Source organism: Flavobacterium jumunjinense, from assembly GCF_021650975.2.
In the GTDB taxonomy this organism is placed as follows: domain Bacteria; phylum Bacteroidota; class Bacteroidia; order Flavobacteriales; family Flavobacteriaceae; genus Flavobacterium; species Flavobacterium jumunjinense.
This window is the reverse complement of sequence record NZ_CP091285.1, coordinates 2,295,074-2,315,244: the sequence shown is the minus strand read 5'-3', so window position 1 is coordinate 2,315,244 and position 20,171 is coordinate 2,295,074. Positions and strand designations below refer to the sequence as shown.

The following is a 20,171-nucleotide window of genomic DNA, read 5'->3' as shown; positions in this document are numbered from 1 at the left end:
TTCCTTTCTATTTCTTACAAACTACTTGTTCTGTAAACATTACGTTTACCTCTTTATAATGCGTTATTAATGTGTCTTTGACAGCATGATAAAAAAAGGCTTTATAATTTTCTAGCTTTTTTTCTACATAAACTGGTTTTCCAAAAATTATTTTATAATTATAATTTCTACTTGATAAAATAACATTTCCAGCAGGTGATATTTTTGCTCCTGTTATGTTTTTTTTCAAAAAATCGTCATTATAAATTTCATTAAACAACAAAACATACCCATCCTTATCTTTATCATCAAAAGTTCCAGTTACTAGCGGAACTCTTGCAGAAAAGCTTTCGGATAAAGGCATTTTATTCCCTTTATTATCAAGATAACACATCGTGTTTCCTGAAGTATATCGTACAATTGGGGTCTTTTGTTTTATTTGCGCATTGAGAAAACCATCTATTGTTGAAAAAACTTCTGCTTTTTCAATCATATCATGGCCGGTTAAAGCAATCTCTAATGTCTGCAAATCTACTTTATCTTTTTCAATTGATAAAGTACCTCCCAATTTTTGTGTCAAAAAGTTATTAACCATTTCATTAGTTATTAACATATCCTCCTGATCGTCTACAAATGAAATATTTACTCCTTTTAATATCCTATTGTTATTGCGTTTTGATGAAAATGAATACAAAAATACCATCAAGAGCACTATAAGTACTATCCGAATATTTTGCCATTTAAATCTTTTCATACAATGTTTCTTTTATACTTTTTACCATTTCCCCAATATCTCCAGCTCCAATTGTTACATAAACATCAGCATTTGAATTTTTAAAGGTTTCTATTACATTTTCCTTTTCTACTAAACGTTTATTTGGGTTATTTATTTTACTCAACAACCAACTCGATGTTACTCCTTCAATTGGTAATTCTCTAGCAGGATAAATATCTAACAAAGCGACCTCATCAAACTTCGATAAACTTTCTGCAAACCCATCAATAAAATCTTTTGTTCTTGAAAACAAATGAGGTTGAAAAACCGCAAATATCTTCTTATTTGGATACAATTCTCTTACTGCTTGATGCACTGCATTAATTTCTGTTGGATGATGTGCATAATCATCTATATATACTAATTTTTCTTCTCTAATTTGGAAAGAAAAACGTCTTCTTACTCCTTTAAACGTTACCAAAGCGCCTTTTATGGCTTCATTTTCTAATCCATAACTTTTTGCCATTGCAAAAGCAATTAGGGCATTTGATAAATTATGATGTCCTGGTAAAGCAAATTTAACATCTTTTACAATTTCATGATTCGCATTAATATCAAAAACATAAAACCCGTTTTCTATTCTGATATTTTGAGCTGTATAATTCGCTTCTTTATTTACACCTATTGTATTTCCTTCTAATGGCAATCCGCTAGCAACAAATAAATTCGTTGATATTACCTTGCTTGCGAATTCTCTAAAGGATTCTTCTATAGCAGATGCATCTCCATAAATATCCAAATGATCTGCATCCATTGAAGTTATACAAGCCAAATTAGGATGCAAATGAAGAAAGGATCTATCAAATTCGTCTGCTTCAACAACGGTTACTGTTTTACCACTTCCAATTAAATTAGAATTATAGTTTTCTACAATTCCACCTAAAAAAGCGGTTACATCTACTCCATTTTGATACAGAATATGTCCTAAAATACTCGATGTCGTTGTCTTTCCATGCGTTCCTGCTACCGCAAAACAGAATGTTCCCTTTGTGATTAACCCAAGAACTTCTGCTCTTTTCTTTACTGTAAAATCATTCTCTAGAAAATAATTCCATTCTTTATGATCTTTAGGTACTGCTGGTGTGATTACAACTAATGTATTTTCTTTATTTAAATATTCTTTTTTAATCAATGCAACATCATCTTCAAAATGAATCTCCATTCCTAAAGCTTCAAGTTCTGATGTTAGTTGCGTTCTTGTTTTATCGTACCCTGCAACATTTTTGCCAATATTCATAAAATAGCGTGCCAAAGCACTCATTCCGATTCCTCCGATTCCTATAAAATAGACATTATGAATTTGACCTAAGTTCATTATTATTTGTTAATTATTAATTACCAGAATCTTATCTGTATATTATATTTTCTATTTGATTTACTATCTCTTTTGTTGCATATGGAAGTGCCAATTTATGTATTCTTTTACTCAGTTTTTCTTGCTTTTCATCATTAGAAATTAAATCTGCAAAAACATTTCTAAACTCATCTTCCAATTGACTTTCCTTTAACATTAACGCTCCTTTTTTATCTAAAATAGCTTGTGCATTTTTAGTCTGATGATCTTCCGACACATTTGGAGAAGGTATAAAAAGCGTTGGTTTACCAACAATACATAATTCTGAAACTGATGATGCTCCTGAGCGCGAAACGATTACATCTGCAGCACCGTAAGCATAATCCATTTTATCTATGAAAGCAAAAACATGAACATTCGCTTTAGTGTTAAAATGGTTGTATTCATCATAATACAACTTTCCACATTGCCAAACAATCTGAACACCTAACTCTAATAAAAAATCTATTTCTTTAGCAATTAACTGATTAATTCTTCTTGCACCAAGACTTCCTCCAAGAACTAATAATGTTCGCTTTGTACTATCTAATTCAAAATAAGTCAATCCTTTTATTCTTTTATCATCTATATCCAAAAGATCTTGACGTACAGGATTTCCTGTTACTATCATTTTCTTTTTTGGAAAATATTTTTCCAAACCTTCATAAGCAACACAAATTACACTTGCTTTTTTTGCTAATAATTTATTTGTTATTCCTGGAAAAGAATTTTGCTCTTGAATTACTGTTGGTATTCCTAATAATGAAGCGACTTTCAGAACTGCACCACTTGCAAAACCACCTGTTCCAATTACTACATCTGGCTTAAATTGTTTTAATATAAAAAAAGACGTCCATAAGCTTGAAAATAGTTTGAATGGAAACATTAAATTTTGAACTGTTATTTTCCTTTGAATTCCAGCAATCCACAATCCTTTTATTTTATAGCCCGCTTGAGGAACTTTTTGCATTTCCATTTTATCCTTTGCTCCTACAAAAAGAAATTCTGCATCTGCATGACGCGATTTTAATTCGTTTGCAATTGCTATAGCTGGATAAATGTGCCCTCCCGTTCCACCACCACTAATAATAAACTTCAACTTCTTCTCCATATTACTGATTTAAAACTGGTTCTAAAGGATTATTACTTTCGTCTTCTATTTCTTTTGTATCGTTTTCTTCTATTTGTCTATCAATAATTTGTTTTAAAGCATCGTCTCTTTTCTTTTTATTTTCTTCATCTAATGCTACTTCTTCTTCCTTTTTTGTTACGCTTAGAATAATACCAATTGCAACACATGTCATCCAAATGGAAGTACCTCCGCTACTAATTAATGGCAAAGTTTGCCCTGTTACTGGAAGTAACTCTACCGCTACACCCATATTCACCATAGCTTGAAAAATAATTGGAAAACCGAGACCAATTATTAATAATTTTCCAAAGAGTGATGGCGCATTTTGGGCTGTAATAATAAATCTAAAAAACAATAAAAGATACAGAAAAATAATTCCTATTGCTCCTATTATTCCGTATTCTTCAACTATAATTGCAAAAATAAAATCAGATGATGACTGAGGAAGAAAGTTCTTTTGAACACTTTTCCCTGGTCCTAAACCATACAATTCTCCTGAAGCTATTGCAATTTTTGCTTTCTCTATTTGATAATCATCATCAGTCGGTTTATTATCAATAAATCTTTCTATTCTAGCACTCCAAGTACTAACTCTACTAAAAATTCTGTTATCTGGAAATGCTTTTGCAAACAATAAGAACAACAAAAAAGCCGCTATACCTATTCCCATAACCGAAAACAAATATTTTAACGGATAATGCCCTATAAAAATAAGCATACAAACCATTGAAAAAATTAGTGCTGTTGTAGAAAAGTTGGTTGGTAAAATCAAAACCAAAATTGCAAAAATAGGAAGCCAAAGCTCTAATAATGAATCCTTAAAACTATACTCCTTATCACTCACTTTCGCTAAGTATCTAGCTACATAAACCATTAAAACAGTAAAAGCCAAAGTTGATGTTTGAAAACTTACTCCAACAAATGGAATTTGCACCCATCTACTTGCATTTGCTCCTCCAATTGTTGTTCCTTGAAATATAGTATACAACAATAGAATAATTACAAACGGAATTCCAAAAATAGACAAGGCTCTAAAGTAATGATAGGGTACTTTATGTACAAAATAGATTATTGCAAAACCTAAAAAAAGATGCCCTAGGTGTTTTACCAAATAACCTAGAGTAGACCCTTTTCCTATTACATAAACAAGATTAGTACTTGCGCTATATACAGGCAAGAAAGAAACTAGAGCCAATAGAAAAACTATTGCCCAAATTACTTTATCCCCTCTTAATTGTGCTACTAATCTGTTCATTTTAATTATAAATTATGTACTGCTTGCTTAAATTGTTTTCCTCTATCTTCATAGTTTTCGAACAAGTCAAAACTTGCGCAACAAGGTGACAACAAAACGGTATCTCCTTTTTCTGCCATTTTTTGTGCTATTTTAACTGCTTCTGACATTGAAGTCGTTTCTATCATTGTATCTACTACACCACTAAACGTTTGAAACAATTTTTGATTGTCTACTCCTAAACAAACAATGCCTTTAACTTTTTGTCTTACTAACGACATTAATTCATCGTAATCATTTCCTTTATCTACACCTCCTACAATCCAAACTGTAGGTGTTTGCATACTATCTAATGCAAAGAAAGTTGCGTTTACATTGGTTGCCTTAGAATCATTTATATATTGTACGTTCTGTATTTTTAATGTTTTTTCCAAACGGTGTTCCGCACCTTGAAAATTACTCAAACTTTCTCTAATAGTTTGTTTTCTAATTTTCATTAACTGTGCTACAGCTGTTGCAGCCATTGCATTTTTTAGGTTATGTTTTCCTTCTAAAGCTAATTCATTGATTGGCATAGTAAATTCTTCGTTGTTAATTTTACTGTTAATGTTATTTTCTTTTAAAAACACACCTTTTTCCGTTTCATCTAATAAAGAAAAAGGAATTATTTGTGCTTTTATTTTATTGTTTTGAAGCCATTTTTTAATTTCAACATCTTCATTGTCTAGAATTAAATAATTGTCTTCACTTTGATTTTTTGTTATTCTAAATTTTGAGGCTATATATAAATTGTAATCGTAATTATATCTATCTAAATGATCTGGACTCAAATTGGTAATAATTGCTATATCTGGTTTATAATTAAGTACTCCATCTAATTGAAAACTACTTAATTCTAAAACATAGACATCATGATTATTTTCTGCAACTTGCCAAGCAAAACTTTTACCAATATTTCCTGCTAAACCAACATTCAAACCACCTTGTTGCAACAAATGATAGATTAACAAAGTTGTAGTTGTTTTTCCGTTACTTCCAGTTATTCCAATTGTTTTTGCTGTTGTAAATGGAGCTGCGAACTCTATCTCAGAAATTACAGGAATATTTAACTCTAATAATCGTTTTACTATTGGAGTTTTCTCAGGAATACCAGGACTTTTCATTACTACATCCGCATTCAAAATCAATGATTCTGTGTGCTTTTCGTCTTCCCAAGGAATATCATTAATACTAAGAACTTCTTTATAATTTTCTTTTATTTTTCCGAAATCGGATACAAAAACATCATATCCTTTTTTCTTTCCTAGAATTGCAGTTCCAACACCGCTTTCTCCACCTCCTAATACTACAAGTCTCATACTATCTTAATTTTAATGAAACCAATGAAAATATTGCTAATAAAATAGCGACAATCCAGAAACGAGTTACAATCTTACTTTCGTGATAACCTTTCTTTTGATAATGATGATGCAAAGGCGACATTAGAAAAATTCGTTTTCCTTCACCAAATTTCTTCTTAGTGTATTTAAAATAGGACACCTGAAGCATTACCGAAAGATTCTCTGCTAAAAACACACCACAAAGGATTGGAATCATCAACTCTTTTCGAATAGCAATTGCAATAACCGCAATGATTCCTCCGATAGTCAAACTTCCCGTATCACCCATAAATACTGATGCTGGAAAAGTATTATACCACAGAAAACCAACCAGTGCTCCTACAAAAGCAGCAATAAAAATGGTCATTTCCCCAGAATTTGGTATATACATTATATTGAGATAATCTGAAAAAATAACATTTCCAGAAACAAAAGCAAAAAGCCCTAAGGTCAATACAGAAATGGCTGATGTTCCAGCCGCCAAACCATCTATACCATCTGTTAAATTAGCTCCATTTGAAACCGCAGTAATAATAAAAATAACTACAGGAATAAAGATTAACCAAGCCCAATTTTCGTATCCATCACCCATGAACGACAATACTTCTGCATAATCGAACTCATTGTTTTTAAGGAAAGGAATAGTTGTAGATGTTGATTTCTCATGCAACAATGTCGGATCCATATTTTCCGTCTTAATACGCTCTCCTATTGTATCCTTTCTTATGGTCACATTTGGATGTAGATATAAAACTGAACCTACTATTAGTCCTAATCCAACTTGTCCAATTACTTTAAATATACCTTTTAAACCTTGCTTATCTTTTTTGAATATTTTTATATAATCATCTATAAAACCAATCGTACCCATCCAGATTGTTGTCATAATCAACAATGCTACATAGATATTATCTAGTTTCGCAAGAAGAAAAACAGGTATTAATGTTGCTAAAATAATTATTATACCACCCATTGTAGGTGTTCCCGCTTTTTCACTTTGCCCTTCTAGACCTAGTTCTCTAACCGTTTCTCCGACTTGTTGTTTTCTTAAAAAATTTATTATTTTTTTTCCGTATATAGTTGCTATCAACAAAGACAATATAAATGCAAGTGCTGAACGAAACGTTATATACTGAAAAACCCCTGCACCGGGAAAGTCAATTGTTTTGTCTAAGTATTGAAAAAGATAGTATAGCATACTTATTTATTTATAAATCAAAATCATTTTACTAAACTGAATTCTGATTGTTTCTTATTTGTTTAATTTTTCTAATAGTTCAATAACAGTTTCTAGGTCATCAAAATGATGTCGTACACCATTTATTTCCTGATAGGTTTCATGTCCTTTCCCTGCAATCAAAATAATATCATTAGGATTCGCCATTTGACAAGCTGTTTTTATTGCTTGTTTTCTATCTAGAATTGAAACCGTTTTTTTATAATTTTGCGGCTCTACACCTTTTTCCATATCTTGAAGAATCAGTTCTTGATCCTCAGTTCTTGGATTATCGGATGTAAAAATCACTTTCGTACTTAATTCTGAAGCAATTTGAGCCATTATCGGTCGTTTTGTTTTATCTCTATCACCACCACAACCTACAACAGTTATTAGTTGCTCATTTTGAGTTCTAATATCACCAATCGTATTTAAAACATTCTCTAATGCATCTGGTGTGTGTGCATAATCTACAATTGCAGTAATTTTTTGCTCAGAAATAATGTATTGAAAACGTCCTGACACACTTTCTAAAGACGACAGTAAACGCAATGCTTCTTGTTCTTCTAAACCTAATTCTATTGCAGTTGCATAAATTGCTAATAAATTATAAGCATTAAATGAACCGATCAATTTTGTCCAAACTTCATTATTATTAATTTTTAATAATAAACCTGTGAATTGATTTTCTAAGATTTGTGCTCTATAATCTGCATACGATTTCAACGCATACGTCACCTTTTTTGCTCGAGTATTTTGGAACATAATAGCTCCGTTTTTATCGTCTACATTCGAAATTGCAAAAGCAGTTTTTGGTAAACCATCAAAAAAAGCTTTTTTAACATCTCTATATTCAGCAAATGTCTTATGATAATCTAAATGATCATGAGACAAATTTGTAAAAATCCCACCTTGAAAGTGAAGTCCTTCTGTTCGTTTTTGATGAATTCCATGTGAACTCACTTCCATAAAACAAAACTCGCAACCCGTTTCTGCCATTTCATTGAGATAATAATTAATCATCAATGAATCTGGAGTTGTATGCGTTGCTTTATAATTAACTTCATCAACTAATATTTCAACCGTAGACAATAAGCCTACTTTATATCCTGCCGCTTTAAACAATTGATATAACAAAGATGCTATTGTAGTTTTACCATTTGTTCCTGTTACACCAACCAACCTCAAATTTGAAGATGGATTATCATAATAATTAGACGAAATAAAGGCTAGTGCTTCATTTGAATTTACTACTTTAATATAGGTTACACCATTTACTATAACCTCTGGAAATTCTTCACAAATTATAACCGTTGCCCCTTGACTTAAAGCTTTATCTATAAATGTATGCCCATCTGACAGCGTTCCTCTTATCGCCACAAAAACATCATTTAATTCAATTTTTCTAGAATCGAATTCAATCTTATTAATTGCAACGTCTGTTACTCCTTTTACTGCTTCAATTGCAACTTTATATAATATGTCTTTTAAGATTTTCATGACAACTCTAATGTTATTATTTGGTTCTTAATAATTTTTTCTCCTGCTTTAATCGATTGTGCTTTCACTTTCCCAACCCCTTTTACATTTACTTTTATACCTAGATTCTCTAACAAAGCCACAGCATCCATACCAACCATTCCTTTTAGATTTGGCACATTAGTATAATTAGCTTGCACTTTTTTATAATAAGCGTCATAACTTTTTTCAACAACATTTAATTTTTGATCTATGTCTTTGATATGATTAGTTGGTGGAGAATCGGTATAAATTTTTTGAGCAATTCTTTTAAAAACTGGTCCAGCAACATCCGCACCATAATATCCTGCTTCAACATTTGGCTTATGCACCACAACAATACATGAATATTTAGGTTCATTCGCTGGAAAATATCCAACAAAAGAAGACGCATAAAATAGTTTTGATTTGTCTTTATAATTTACTTGGGCTGTTCCCGTTTTTCCCGCCATAGAAAAATCTTTTGAATACAACTTAGAGCCTGTTCCTCTCTTAACCACATTTTCAAGCACAGCTCTCACTTTTGCTAAAGTTTCTTTAGAAGCTATCTCTGGATTAATTATTTCTGTATCGTATTTTTTTATTGTTTTATTCCATTCTTTAATCTCTTTAACAAAGAAAGGTTTTACCATTACTCCATCATTTGCAACACCATTATACAATGATAATATCTGTAATGGTGTCAATGAAATATTATAACCAAAAGCCATCCACGGTAATGTTGTTCCATACCATTTTTTATCTCCAGGTTGAGGAACATATGGTTTACCTTCTCCTATCAATTGCAAACCTAAAGGCTTATTTAGTCCGTAACTATTTATTCTATCTACAAATTCTTTAGGATTGTCATTATAATTATCATAAACTGCTTGTACAATAACAGTATTAGAAGACAATTCAAATCCTCTTGCTAATGATATCTTACCATAACCTCCTCTACGAGAATCTCTTACTTTTTTCTTATGGTATTCAATTACACCACCTTTAGTATCATAAATCTGACTCGTATCTACTTTTTTATCATCTAAAAGAGCAATCAAATCAAACAATTTAAATGTTGATCCTGGCTCATGAGATTCGGCTACAGCATAATTTTGTGTTTCATAGTATGAACCATCATCCGCACGACCTAGATTAGAAATTGCCTTTATCTCTCCAGTCTTAGTTTCCATTACCACAACACAACCATGATCTGCTTCATAATACTCTAATTGTTTCAACAAAGCATGATGTGCTATATCTTGAACATAAACATCTATTGTTGAAATGATATCATAACCATCTTGTGGCTCTAACTCATTATTATCATTAATTGGCTTCCATTGACTTTTTGCAATTTTCTGCATCATTCTATGTCCGCTTCGACCATTAATATATTCTTTGAACGCAAACTCTAAACCTTTTCCATCGTTGTCTGATCTTTCATAACCTATAGTTCTTTGAGCAATTAAACCTATTGGGTGTTCTCTAACAATCTTCTGTTCAACAATTATACCTCCTTTATAAGGACCTTTTCTAAAAAGAGGAAAGCTTTTAATCCTCATATAATCGGTATAACTTAGCTTCTTTGCAATTAAAAAATACCTATTATTATTTGATCTCGCTTTTTGCAGCACTTTTTGATAATACCCTGTCGAATTACCAAGCATAACCGCCAAAGAATCGCTTAATGCTTTTATATTTTCATTAAAATCTGACTTCTTTGGAGAAAGAGCATCAAAACGAATTGTATATTCAGGAATAGATGTTGCTAATAAACTTCCGTCAGAAGAATACACATTTCCTTTATTCGCAGGAATTGTAAAATTCCTTACAGTTCTTTCTTTTGCAAGTTTTCTATAAAAATCACCTTCAATCCAAAGAATATTGTTCAGTTTTACCATAACTAGAACAGCCATCACAAAAATTGTGAAGGCTACTATATACATTCTTAGATTGATATTTTTATCGGTTACTGCCATATTTTAAGTTTCTCCAAAAAACTTTTTTCTTCTTCTTTTTTTATTTTTACAATAATCTTTGTTGGTGGCACATTGGATGGGAAAATTTCTCGTTCTTCCATTTTTTTTGCTACCGTAGATTCCATTTTTAACTTCATTAGTTCAGATCGTTTGTCTACAAATTCTGATCTAAGCTCTTTCACTTCATTTGTTAATTCTGTTATTCTATAGTTCTTCTCATCATATCTATGATTATTCGCAATCATTACCATTGCTAAAAAAATCAGAAACACTATGAATTTCCAATTCTTCAAAGCATCATCGCTTACTAGAAATTTTGCTTTCAGCAAACTATAAATACTTTTTCTCATACGTGTAAACTTTACTTTTTACTAAAGATGATATCTTCTATTTCTTTTCAGCAATTCTTAATTTTGCACTTCTTGCTCTATTATTTATAGCTATCTCTTCAGCCGATGGAATAATCAATTTTCCTATATGTTTAAATGGTACTTCAAAGTTTCCAAAGAAATCTTTTTCTGGTTCTCCTTCAAACATTCCGTTTTTCATATATCTTTTCACCAATCTATCTTCTAAAGAATGATAAGAAATGACACTTAATCTTCCTCCTTCTTCTAGGATTTCTAATGACTGCTCTAAAAATTCTTTTAAAACTTCCATTTCTTGGTTTACTTCTATCCTTATTGCTTGATAAATTTGTGCTAAAATTTTATTACTCTTATGATCTGGTAAAAAGCGAGCTAAAATTTGTTTTAAATGTTCTGAATCTTTTATTTGTTTCTCGTTTCTAGCTGCAACAATAACATTTGCCATTGCTCCACCATTTTTAAGCTCTCCATAATCTAGAAAAACACGCTTTAAGTCTTGCTCACTATATTCATTTACAACATGAAATGCACTAATGTCTCCTTTTTGGTTCATTCTCATATCTAATTCTGCCTCAAAACGAGTTGAAAAACCTCTTTCAGCAACATCAAATTGATGAGAAGACACACCCAAATCTGCAAGAATACCATCTACTTTTTTTATCCCATGAAAGCGCAAGAATCTTTTAATATTTCTAAAATTTTCATTGATTAATAGAAATCTTTCATCATCAATTGCATTTTTTAACGCATCTTCATCTTGATCGAAAGCAATCAACCTTCCACCTTCTCCCAATCGAGACATTATTTCTCTCGAATGACCTCCACCACCAAAAGTCACATCAACATAAACACCATTCGGTTTTATATTTAAACCATCTACTGTTTCTTTTAATAAAACCGGATTATGATATTCCATCTTCATCTATTAAATTACCCATTACTTCTTCAGCTAAATCTGCAAAATCATCAGCTGCGTTTTCAATTGTATTTTCATACAATTCTTTGTCCCAAATTTCTACTATATTTACAGCAGAAGACAATACTATTTCTTTATCAATCTTGGCAAAAACCGTTAAATCTTTTGGAATCAACAATCTCCCAGTCGCATCAATTTCAATCATTTTTACACCTGCAGTAAATCGACGAATGAAATCATTATTCTTTTTAACAAATCGATTTAACTTATTGATTTTCTGCATCATTTTATTCCATTCATCCATTGGATACAACTCTAAACATGGTTGAAAAACTGAACGTTTTAACACAAAACCCTCCTCTAAAGAACCCAATTGTTTCTTTAGCGAAGCAGGAAGCATTAATCTCCCTTTCGTGTCTACTTTACATTCATATGTTCCAATTATTGTACTCAAATTCCTCTTTTAGGATTAAAATTCTATACAAATTTAGAAATTTTTTACCACTTTATACCACTTTATACCACTTTGTTGATAAGTTTTTCCACTCTAATCGACAATCAAGAAACCCTTTTTTAGTTTTTATCACTAAAAATAAAGGCTAACAAGTATCCGAACTTTAAAAAAAATACAAGAAACCAATCCCATTTTAATACAAAAACACTGAAAACCAACATTTTAAAATGTTTTTTCCTTCAAAAACATGTTTTACAAATAGTTTTTTAATTCCTTTTTATTCGTGTATAAAATGTTATATTTGTGAAAATTTCAGAAATAAATTTGAAGCTCATTTTATGCTAAAGAAAGAAAAGAAATATACCTATTTTGAATCTGGAGAAGGAACCCCAATAATCGTACTACATGGCTTAATGGGGGGCTTAAGCAATTTCGATGCTGTAGCTAATTTTTTTCCAACAAAAGGTTATAAAGTTGTTATTCCTGAGCTACCATTATATACTCAAAATATATTAAAAACAAACGTTAAAGCCTTTTCAAAATTTGTCAAGGAATTTATTTTATATAAAGGATTTGAAAAAGTAATTTTACTTGGGAATTCACTTGGAGGACATATTGCGCTATATCATGCGAAAATGTATCCTGAATTAATGAAAGGATTGATTATTACTGGAAGTTCTGGTTTATATGAAAGCGGAATGGGAGAAAGTTACCCAAAACGAGGTGACTACGAATACATTAAAAAGAAAAGTGAAGATGTTTTTTATGATCCTAAAGTAGCTACTAAAGAGATTGTTGATGAAGTTTTCGCTACAGTTAATGATAGAATTAAGCTTTTAAAAACATTAACCATTGCAAAAAGTGCAATACGCCACAATATGGCTAATGATTTACCAAACATGAACACTCCAACTTGTATTATTTGGGGAAAAAATGACAAAGTTACTCCTCCAGAAGTTGCAGAAGAATTTGACAAGCTACTTCCGAATTCCGAATTATTTTGGATTGACAAATGTGGCCATGCTGCAATGATGGAGCAACCAGAAGAGTTCAACCGCATACTAGACCATTGGTTAACAAAAAATAACATATAATAATTCCCCATTTAGGGGGATTTCAGTTTAAAAAAGATGAAAATAACAAACGCTGAGTTTATCATTAGTAATTCCGATGTTAGCAAATGTCCGAATGAACCCTTACCAGAATATGCTTTTATAGGAAGATCTAACGTTGGTAAATCTTCTCTTATTAACATGCTAACAAATCACAAGAACTTAGCTAAAACATCTGGAAGACCTGGTAAAACACAATTAATAAATCATTTCAAGATTAATCTAAACTGGTATCTTGTTGATTTACCTGGTTATGGATATGCACGAGTTTCTAAAAAGACCAAAGAGGTTTTTCAGAAATTTATAACAGATTATTTTGAAACTAGGCAACAATTAGTTTGTGCATTTGTACTAATTGACATTCGCCTAGAAGCTCAAAAAATAGACTTAGAATTCATTACTTATTTAGGAGAAACTGAAGTTCCTTTTTGCATTGTTTTCACTAAAGCAGATAAAATAGGAAAGGTTAAAGCACAACAAAATGTTGCAGCTTATACTAAAAAATTACTAGCTAATAATTGGGCAGAAATGCCTCAGTATTTCATTACTTCATCCACAGATAAAACAGGAAAAGAAGAAATACTTACTTATATTGACGAAATTAATCAGGTAGTTTTTAAAGAGAATAATAACTTTATTTAAGCAGAAATATCAAATATATTCTTGCCCTTATTTAATAAAAGTAGTATCTATTTTTTTGGGAAATTTCGCCTAATATTTCTAACTAAATCTTCCAATCCATTTAATTTTAGCTCATAAACTAATTGTAATTGTTCGCCTAACTGTCCTTTAGGAAATCCTTTATTACTATACCAAACAACATAAAATTCTGGTAAGTCTATTAAATACTTATCTTTATATTTCCCAAAAGGCATTTTAGCATGAGCCAGTTTTACAAGCTGTTCTTGATTTGTCATTTCTGAAAGAATTATATTTAATAAAAATAGGTAATACAAAATAACATTTCGTATTACCTATTTAATGTTTCTTAATAAAATTATTACCAATTAAATGTAATATCTTTTTTAATATCTGGATGCAAACTATACAAAACAGGACATGTCTTAGCCGTATTTTCTAAAATAGTCTTCACTTTTTCTTCAGGTTTTATATTCATATTAAAAACAACATGAATTTCTGTTATTCTCCTTGGATCAACACCCATTACTTTCGTTATTTCCGTTGTTGAACCCGTAAAATCAACACCTAAGTCACGTGCCTTAATTCCCATCATTGTAAGCATACAACTACCTAACGCATTAGCCACTGTATCAGTTGGCGAAAACGCTTCTCCTTTTCCATTATTATCTAACGGAGCATCAGAGATAATTTCAGAGTTTGAGTTTATATGTATAGAAGAAGTTCTTAATTCTCCTAAATATGTTATTTTTGATGTTGCCATTTTATTTTACTTGTTTAATCGTCAAATCAGTATCGTAATACATTAAATACACTCCATTATTAATTATATTTCCATTATCATTAACATAATCGAATGTGTTTTCATAATACTCTGTCTTTACCTTTTCTATAGATTTTGCATATCCTTCTTTTTGGCAGATACGCAATAAAGTATCAAACGTAACATCAAATCCTTTTGAAGCAGCACCTGTTGGTGAAATACCGTTAAGCCTACGATACTTCATTTCAAATATTTTATCAGCATCTGACTCTCCTTCTTTCTTATTTGATGGAAACATCATATTTAACTCTGTAAGGTTTGAAATTGGAATATCAATAACCTCTAAAGTATCATACAACTTCAACACAACTAACTGAATATCAAAATCTTCTTTTAATTTTTTCAAGAAGTTTGTCGTGTTCAATATTTGATTTGTAGTTTGCGATTCAATAATTACAAAATTTTTCTTTCCTTTGACTAATAAGGTTTTCAAACTATTTAAATCTACACTTCCGTTATCTGCAAATTCTGGATACTTTACTTCTGGATAATTCCCTGTTAGATATTCTTTTGCTGACTTCTTTTTTGTACTTACAACAGCAATAACATTACCTTCTTTCTCTTTAAAATAATTAAACAGCTTATCCATCATATACTTTTCAGTAGGAACTGCATTATAAAGGTTTGGCAACTTCATACCAACTTCCTTAGACAAAGGAGAAATTACAGGCGTATTGTATTTCGATAATAACTGAGCTGTAGTTTCTACATGAGAATTCTGAAATGGACCAATAACAGCGTCTACTTTTGAGAAGTCATTTTCTTCAATAATTTTAGCAATATTTGAAGATGTTCTATCGCTTTCAATATTCAAAACTTTAATATTAACAGGTAAACCCAGAACTTTTGCTGAATCTATAGCCATTAATGCTCCAGAATAAAAATCTAAAGTTAAATTTAAAAAATTATCACCTTTAATAAGTTGTTTTGTTGATTTATCTGAATCTGCCGAAATACGTTCCATATTAAATGGCAACAATAACACTAAATTTCTTTGTTGCTCTACATTAATAGAATCAGCAAGACTAACTAAATTTTTAGGTGCAAAAACAATAAGAGAATCTTTCTTTATTGGATTCACTGGCAAACTTATTGTTGATTGCGATTTCCCTGTTGAAGGCAATTTCAAAATCATTCCTTCTTTTAAACCGTCTGCTAGGTCTGGATTTGACTTTATAAGTTCTTCCTGGGAAACATTAATCTTTTTAGACAAACTATATAATGTTTCTCCAGATTTAACAGCATAAACATTTGTACCATTTATAGCTGTACTACTTTTTACTGTTTCTTTTTTCAATGTTAAAATCATACCTTCTTTTAATCCTTCTTTTACATCTGGATTTTGAGAAACAAGATCATCCATCGAAATATTATACTTAGTAGCAATACCATATATCGTCTCCTGAGGAAGTACCTTATGCGAAAAAGTTTCCGTTACATTCTTTACATTTTTAACCTCAACATAACTTTCATTTAAAGGTAAATCTTCTTTACTTACAATAATTTCCTGACCTTTTTTCAATCCGTCTTTTAAAAGCTCTGCATTCCATTCCTCTAATTGCGCAACTGTTACTTCGTACTCTTTAGCAATACTATATAAGGTTTCTTTTGCCTTAACCTCATGAACAATAGTTTTAACTTCTTGTTTCAATATTGGAGTAGATTTTCTAGGAATTAATAAAATTGTGTTTTCTACAATTCCATTTTTAGCATCTGGATTTAATCTATATATATCGAACGGAGTTATTTGATACTTTCTAGCAACACTATAAATAGTTTCTCCTTTTTCAACATTATGCTTTATAAACGAGTCTTGTTTTGCTTTTGCCACGCATGACGAAAAAAAGAAAAAAACAATCAAAAGCTTAAAGATTCTCATAATTTTAATTATTATTTTATTTATTAACTTACTAAAGTGTTTTTTATTATGAATTATTAGTCAAAATCTATTCCAATTTTAATTCTACAATTCTAATTTCATCGTACAAAGGTAAGCTTTCTTTCATTTTAACTGTATATAAAGTTTCTTCAAATGTTTTAAATTTTTGCGTATAAACATAATATGAGAATGAATTTATATCATAGAAAAAGCTTGTTTTTAAATTCTCATTATCAGACAATGCTCTAGTAAACTCATCACGTTCGACTACATTTTGCGTTATTTTCAACACTAAATAAAAACCATCTTCAACATCTTTTAAGTTTGTAATAACTTCCATTGCGGGAGCCTTATCGTTCTTAAAATTACTATTCATAATTTTTAGTCTCAACTCATCTGAAGAAAGTGGCTCTTCAACCAGTTCTATAATTTTTCGTTCTTGTCTAATTTTATTTTGATAACGAACTAGCTTTTGTCTCGCTAATCTATCATCATACTCTCTTGCTTCTGCACTATAAAAAGTAGCTTTCACCATTCTTTTTGTAATCTCATACTCTTTCTCTTTCTCCAGTCTTTCTACTTTAAAGAATAACGATTCATTTGTTTTATCGCTATTTACGTGAAGTGCGCGAATTTTTCTAATTTGTTCCTGTTCTGCTTCTCTAAAAGCCTCTTCTTCCTTAACACTTTTCTTTCGTTTTTTCAACTCTTGTTCTTGTTGTGCATTAATTCTTTGCACTTTACTCATTAAGGAAACATAACTTTTTCGAGATTCATTTAAATCTCTTTTTAACTGAACAATCATCTTACTTGTTTCAACCCTATTCGCATGTGATTCCCTATACATCTTTTTATAAGTATCAACATCGTCAATTCTAGAGTTTTTTAAACTTTCCAAATCATCATACATATTAACCACTAGAGAATCTAACTTAGACGTTAATATGTCTTGGATATTTTTATTTGATTCTAAAATTAATTTCAATTTCTCAACAGATGTCCCTTTAGAATCATCAATCTCTTTCAAATCAACATTTAACGAATTCAGTTTTAGAATTTTCTGATTCATTTGTTGTTGCACAATTAATTTATCTTCTAAATCTTCAATTTTAGAATTCTGAGCTTTATTTTTTTCAATTGCTGCTTGTTTTTCTGCTAATGCAATCATTAGTTCTTCACGCTCATTTTTAGGATTTACACCCGAAGCATTTACAGCTAATATTGTGCCTTCAACGAGTCCGTTAATAATCTCAGGGTTTTGAACTTCTAACTGTTCAATTGAAATTTTATAGGCTTTTGAGATTGAATACTTCGTTTCACCTAGAAGGACTTTATGAAAAATAGTTTCATTCGTTATTATTCTTGGCTTACCATCTAACGTTTTCTTCTTATTTGGGATTTTAATTTGTTGTCCAGTTCGTAGTCCTTCTCTCAAGTCGTCTTTATTTAATTCTTCTAAATCTTGAACTGAAACATTATATTTCCTAGCAATTCCAAATAATGTTTCTTGTGCTTGAACAAGATGATTATTACCACTCGAAGTGATTACTGAGCTGTTTTTTTCTTTTGTAGGAATAAGAATAACTTGACCAATACTTAGTGAAGTACTCGTTAAGTTAGGATTTGCGTCTTTAATTTCTTCTATTGAAACATTGAATTTTTTTGAAATAGAATAGAATGTTTCTTTTGGTTTGATAGTATAAGAATTAGTTTTAATTTCTTGGGCAAATAGCAAATTGGAGCATGCGAAAAAAATCAAAATGTATTTCATGTAAAGTGTATATTTGTTTAAGTGTTAAAAAAAAAGTCATTACAAAGATATTTATTGCAATGACTTTTCAAAGTTTTTTCAACTAAATATTATTTTTTATTCCCATTCAATAGTTGCTGGTGGTTTTGAGCTAATATCATAAACTACTCTATTTACACCTTTCACTTTATTAATTATCTCGTTTGATGTTTTCATTAAAAACTCATACGGTAAATGTACCCAATCAGCTGTCATACCATCTGTAGATTCTACAGCTCTTAATGCAACTACTTTTTCATAGGTGCGTTCATCTCCCATTACTCCAACACTGTTTACAGGTAACAAAATTGCTCCTGCTTGCCATACTTTATCGTACAGACCATGCTCTTTCAAACCATTAATAAAAATAGCATCCACTTCTTGAAGAATTGCTACTTTTTCAGGTGTAATATCACCTAAAATACGAATTGCCAATCCTGGCCCAGGAAAAGGGTGACGCCCTAATAATTCTGGATCAATTCCTAAACTAGCTCCCACTCTACGAACCTCATCTTTAAACAACATTCTTAACGGCTCAACAACTTTTAACTTCATAAAGTCTGGCAATCCACCAACATTATGATGTGATTTTATAGTTGCACTTGGTCCGCCAGTTGCTGAAACAGACTCAATAACATCTGGATATATTGTTCCTTGACCTAAAAATTTCACGTCTTTTAATTGATTTGCTTCATCATCGAAAACTTCGATAAAAGCGTTACCAATTGCCTTACGTTTTGCTTCTGGATCATCTAGACCTGCAAGCGCATCGTAAAACTTTTTAGAAGCATCAACACCTTTCACATTTAGCCCCATTCCTTTGTATTGATCTAATACACTTTGGAATTCATTTTTACGTAAAAGTCCGTTATTAACGAAAATACAATATAAATTATCTCCAATTGCTTTGTTTAACAAAACCGCTGCAACAGTAGAATCTACACCTCCTGACAATCCTAAAACCACTTTATCATTACCGATTTTCTCTTTCATATCGGCAATAATCTCTTCTACAACAGCATTAGGTGTAAATGTTTGTGGCACTTCTGCAATTTTCACTAAGAAATTTTCTAACATTTGCTTCCCATCTGTAGAATGATATACTTCTGGATGAAATTGTATTGCATAAGTTGTTTCACCTTCTATTTTATAGGCAGCATTTTCAACATCTTTAGTACTTGCAATTCTAACTCCATTAGTAGGTAATTTTTTAATCGAATCTGAATGAGACATCCAAACTTGACTATTTAAATTAACATCCTCCAGAAACACTTCTTTATCATCAATATAAGAAAGGTTTGCTCTACCATATTCTCTAGTATTTGAAGCAGCAACTTCACCACCAGAAAAATGTGCCAAATATTGCGCTCCATAACAAACTGCTAACAAAGGTTTCTTACCTCTAATTTGAGAAAGATCTGGATGAAGTGCTTCTTCAGAACGAACTGAACATGGGCTTCCTCCTAAAATTACAGCCTTATAAGACGACAAATCTTCAGGAATTTTATCGAATGGAAATATTTCACAAAAAATATTTAATTCTCTCACTCTACGAGCAATTAACTGTGTGTATTGAGAACCAAAATCTAAAATTAATACGTTATGTTGCATTTTATTATTGTTGTTGTGTTGTACTATGTTAATTTACAGAATTGCTAACTTCA

At 30.9% G+C, this 20,171-nt stretch carries 18 protein-coding genes; 2 read left to right on the top strand and 16 right to left on the bottom strand.

Annotation, left to right across the window (positions count from 1 at the left end; all coding sequences use genetic code 11):
• Window positions 1–7 precede the first annotated feature (7 nt).
• From L2Z92_RS10040 to mraZ, 11 genes are read right to left on the bottom strand one after another with little or no spacing between them, the layout of a single operon-like run.
• Window positions 8–733, bottom strand: coding sequence for a cell division protein FtsQ/DivIB (locus L2Z92_RS10040; protein ID WP_236458785.1), 726 nt, complete (start codon window positions 731–733; stop codon window positions 8–10).
• Window positions 720–2,069, bottom strand: a complete 1,350-nt coding sequence (gene murC / locus L2Z92_RS10035; protein ID WP_236458784.1) for a UDP-N-acetylmuramate--L-alanine ligase — start codon at window positions 2,067–2,069, stop codon at window positions 720–722. The genes L2Z92_RS10040 and murC overlap by 14 nt, the downstream gene beginning before the upstream one ends.
• A 31-nt stretch (window positions 2,070–2,100) precedes the next feature.
• A complete protein-coding gene (gene murG, locus L2Z92_RS10030) occupies window positions 2,101–3,198 on the bottom strand; it encodes an undecaprenyldiphospho-muramoylpentapeptide beta-N-acetylglucosaminyltransferase (RefSeq protein WP_236458782.1) in 1,098 nt (365 codons plus the stop codon).
• Between the two features lies 1 nt (window position 3,199).
• Window positions 3,200–4,474 (bottom strand): FtsW/RodA/SpoVE family cell cycle protein, encoded by a 1,275-nt coding sequence (locus L2Z92_RS10025; protein ID WP_236458779.1) that lies wholly within the window; start codon window positions 4,472–4,474, stop codon window positions 3,200–3,202.
• 5 nt (window positions 4,475–4,479) lie between these two features.
• Entirely contained in the window at window positions 4,480–5,811 is a 1,332-nt protein-coding gene (murD, locus tag L2Z92_RS10020; RefSeq protein ID WP_236458777.1) for a UDP-N-acetylmuramoyl-L-alanine--D-glutamate ligase, read from the bottom strand.
• A 1-nt stretch (window position 5,812) separates the two neighbouring features.
• A complete protein-coding gene (mraY, locus tag L2Z92_RS10015; RefSeq protein ID WP_236458775.1) occupies window positions 5,813–7,030 on the bottom strand; it encodes a phospho-N-acetylmuramoyl-pentapeptide-transferase in 1,218 nt (405 codons plus the stop codon).
• A gap of 54 nt (window positions 7,031–7,084) precedes the next feature.
• Window positions 7,085–8,548, bottom strand: coding sequence for a UDP-N-acetylmuramoyl-L-alanyl-D-glutamate--2,6-diaminopimelate ligase (locus L2Z92_RS10010; RefSeq protein ID WP_236458774.1), 1,464 nt, complete (start codon window positions 8,546–8,548; stop codon window positions 7,085–7,087).
• Window positions 8,545–10,527: a penicillin-binding protein gene (locus L2Z92_RS10005; RefSeq protein WP_236458772.1), complete on the bottom strand. Its 1,983-nt coding sequence runs from the start codon at window positions 10,525–10,527 to the stop codon at window positions 8,545–8,547. Before L2Z92_RS10005 ends, L2Z92_RS10010 begins: the two co-directional genes overlap by 4 nt.
• Window positions 10,518–10,877 (bottom strand): FtsL-like putative cell division protein, encoded by a 360-nt coding sequence (locus L2Z92_RS10000; RefSeq protein WP_236458770.1) that lies wholly within the window; start codon window positions 10,875–10,877, stop codon window positions 10,518–10,520. The genes L2Z92_RS10005 and L2Z92_RS10000 overlap by 10 nt, the downstream gene beginning before the upstream one ends.
• Before the next feature lie 37 nt (window positions 10,878–10,914).
• The gene (rsmH, locus tag L2Z92_RS09995; protein WP_236458768.1) at window positions 10,915–11,811 is read right to left on the bottom strand and encodes a 16S rRNA (cytosine(1402)-N(4))-methyltransferase RsmH; all 897 of its coding nucleotides are present in this window, start codon (window positions 11,809–11,811) and stop codon (window positions 10,915–10,917) included.
• Window positions 11,798–12,265, bottom strand: a complete 468-nt coding sequence (mraZ, locus tag L2Z92_RS09990; RefSeq protein ID WP_236458766.1) for a division/cell wall cluster transcriptional repressor MraZ — start codon at window positions 12,263–12,265, stop codon at window positions 11,798–11,800. Before mraZ ends, rsmH begins: the two co-directional genes overlap by 14 nt.
• 338 nt (window positions 12,266–12,603) lie before the next feature.
• Between mraZ and L2Z92_RS09985 the strand changes: the two genes are divergently transcribed.
• Together L2Z92_RS09985 and yihA are read left to right on the top strand one after the other, a co-directional pair.
• Window positions 12,604–13,359 carry an alpha/beta fold hydrolase gene (locus L2Z92_RS09985; RefSeq protein WP_236458765.1) on the top strand — a complete coding sequence of 252 codons (756 nt, stop codon included), beginning with the start codon at window positions 12,604–12,606 and terminating at the stop codon, window positions 13,357–13,359.
• A gap of 36 nt (window positions 13,360–13,395) precedes the next feature.
• Complete coding sequence (yihA, locus tag L2Z92_RS09980) at window positions 13,396–14,019, top strand: ribosome biogenesis GTP-binding protein YihA/YsxC (RefSeq protein WP_236458763.1); 624 nt, start codon at window positions 13,396–13,398, stop codon at window positions 14,017–14,019.
• Between the two features lie 47 nt (window positions 14,020–14,066).
• Here yihA and L2Z92_RS09975 read toward each other — a convergent pair whose 3' ends face one another.
• The 5 genes from L2Z92_RS09975 to guaA all read right to left on the bottom strand — a co-directional run bounded on the left by L2Z92_RS09975 (window position 14,067) and on the right by guaA (window position 20,118).
• Window positions 14,067–14,294 (bottom strand): DUF3820 family protein, encoded by a 228-nt coding sequence (locus L2Z92_RS09975; RefSeq protein ID WP_236458761.1) that lies wholly within the window; start codon window positions 14,292–14,294, stop codon window positions 14,067–14,069.
• 83 nt (window positions 14,295–14,377) lie between these two features.
• Window positions 14,378–14,779, bottom strand: a complete 402-nt coding sequence (locus tag L2Z92_RS09970; RefSeq protein ID WP_236458759.1) for an OsmC family protein — start codon at window positions 14,777–14,779, stop codon at window positions 14,378–14,380.
• Between the two features lies 1 nt (window position 14,780).
• Window positions 14,781–16,718, bottom strand: a complete 1,938-nt coding sequence (locus L2Z92_RS09965; protein ID WP_236458757.1) for a LysM peptidoglycan-binding domain-containing protein — start codon at window positions 16,716–16,718, stop codon at window positions 14,781–14,783.
• Window positions 16,719–16,785: 67 nt separating this feature from the next.
• Window positions 16,786–18,489, bottom strand: coding sequence for a LysM peptidoglycan-binding domain-containing protein (locus L2Z92_RS09960; RefSeq protein ID WP_236458755.1), 1,704 nt, complete (start codon window positions 18,487–18,489; stop codon window positions 16,786–16,788).
• 96 nt (window positions 18,490–18,585) lie between these two features.
• Window positions 18,586–20,118 (bottom strand): glutamine-hydrolyzing GMP synthase, encoded by a 1,533-nt coding sequence (guaA, locus tag L2Z92_RS09955; RefSeq protein WP_236458753.1) that lies wholly within the window; start codon window positions 20,116–20,118, stop codon window positions 18,586–18,588.
• Between the last annotated feature and the right edge of the window lie 53 nt (window positions 20,119–20,171).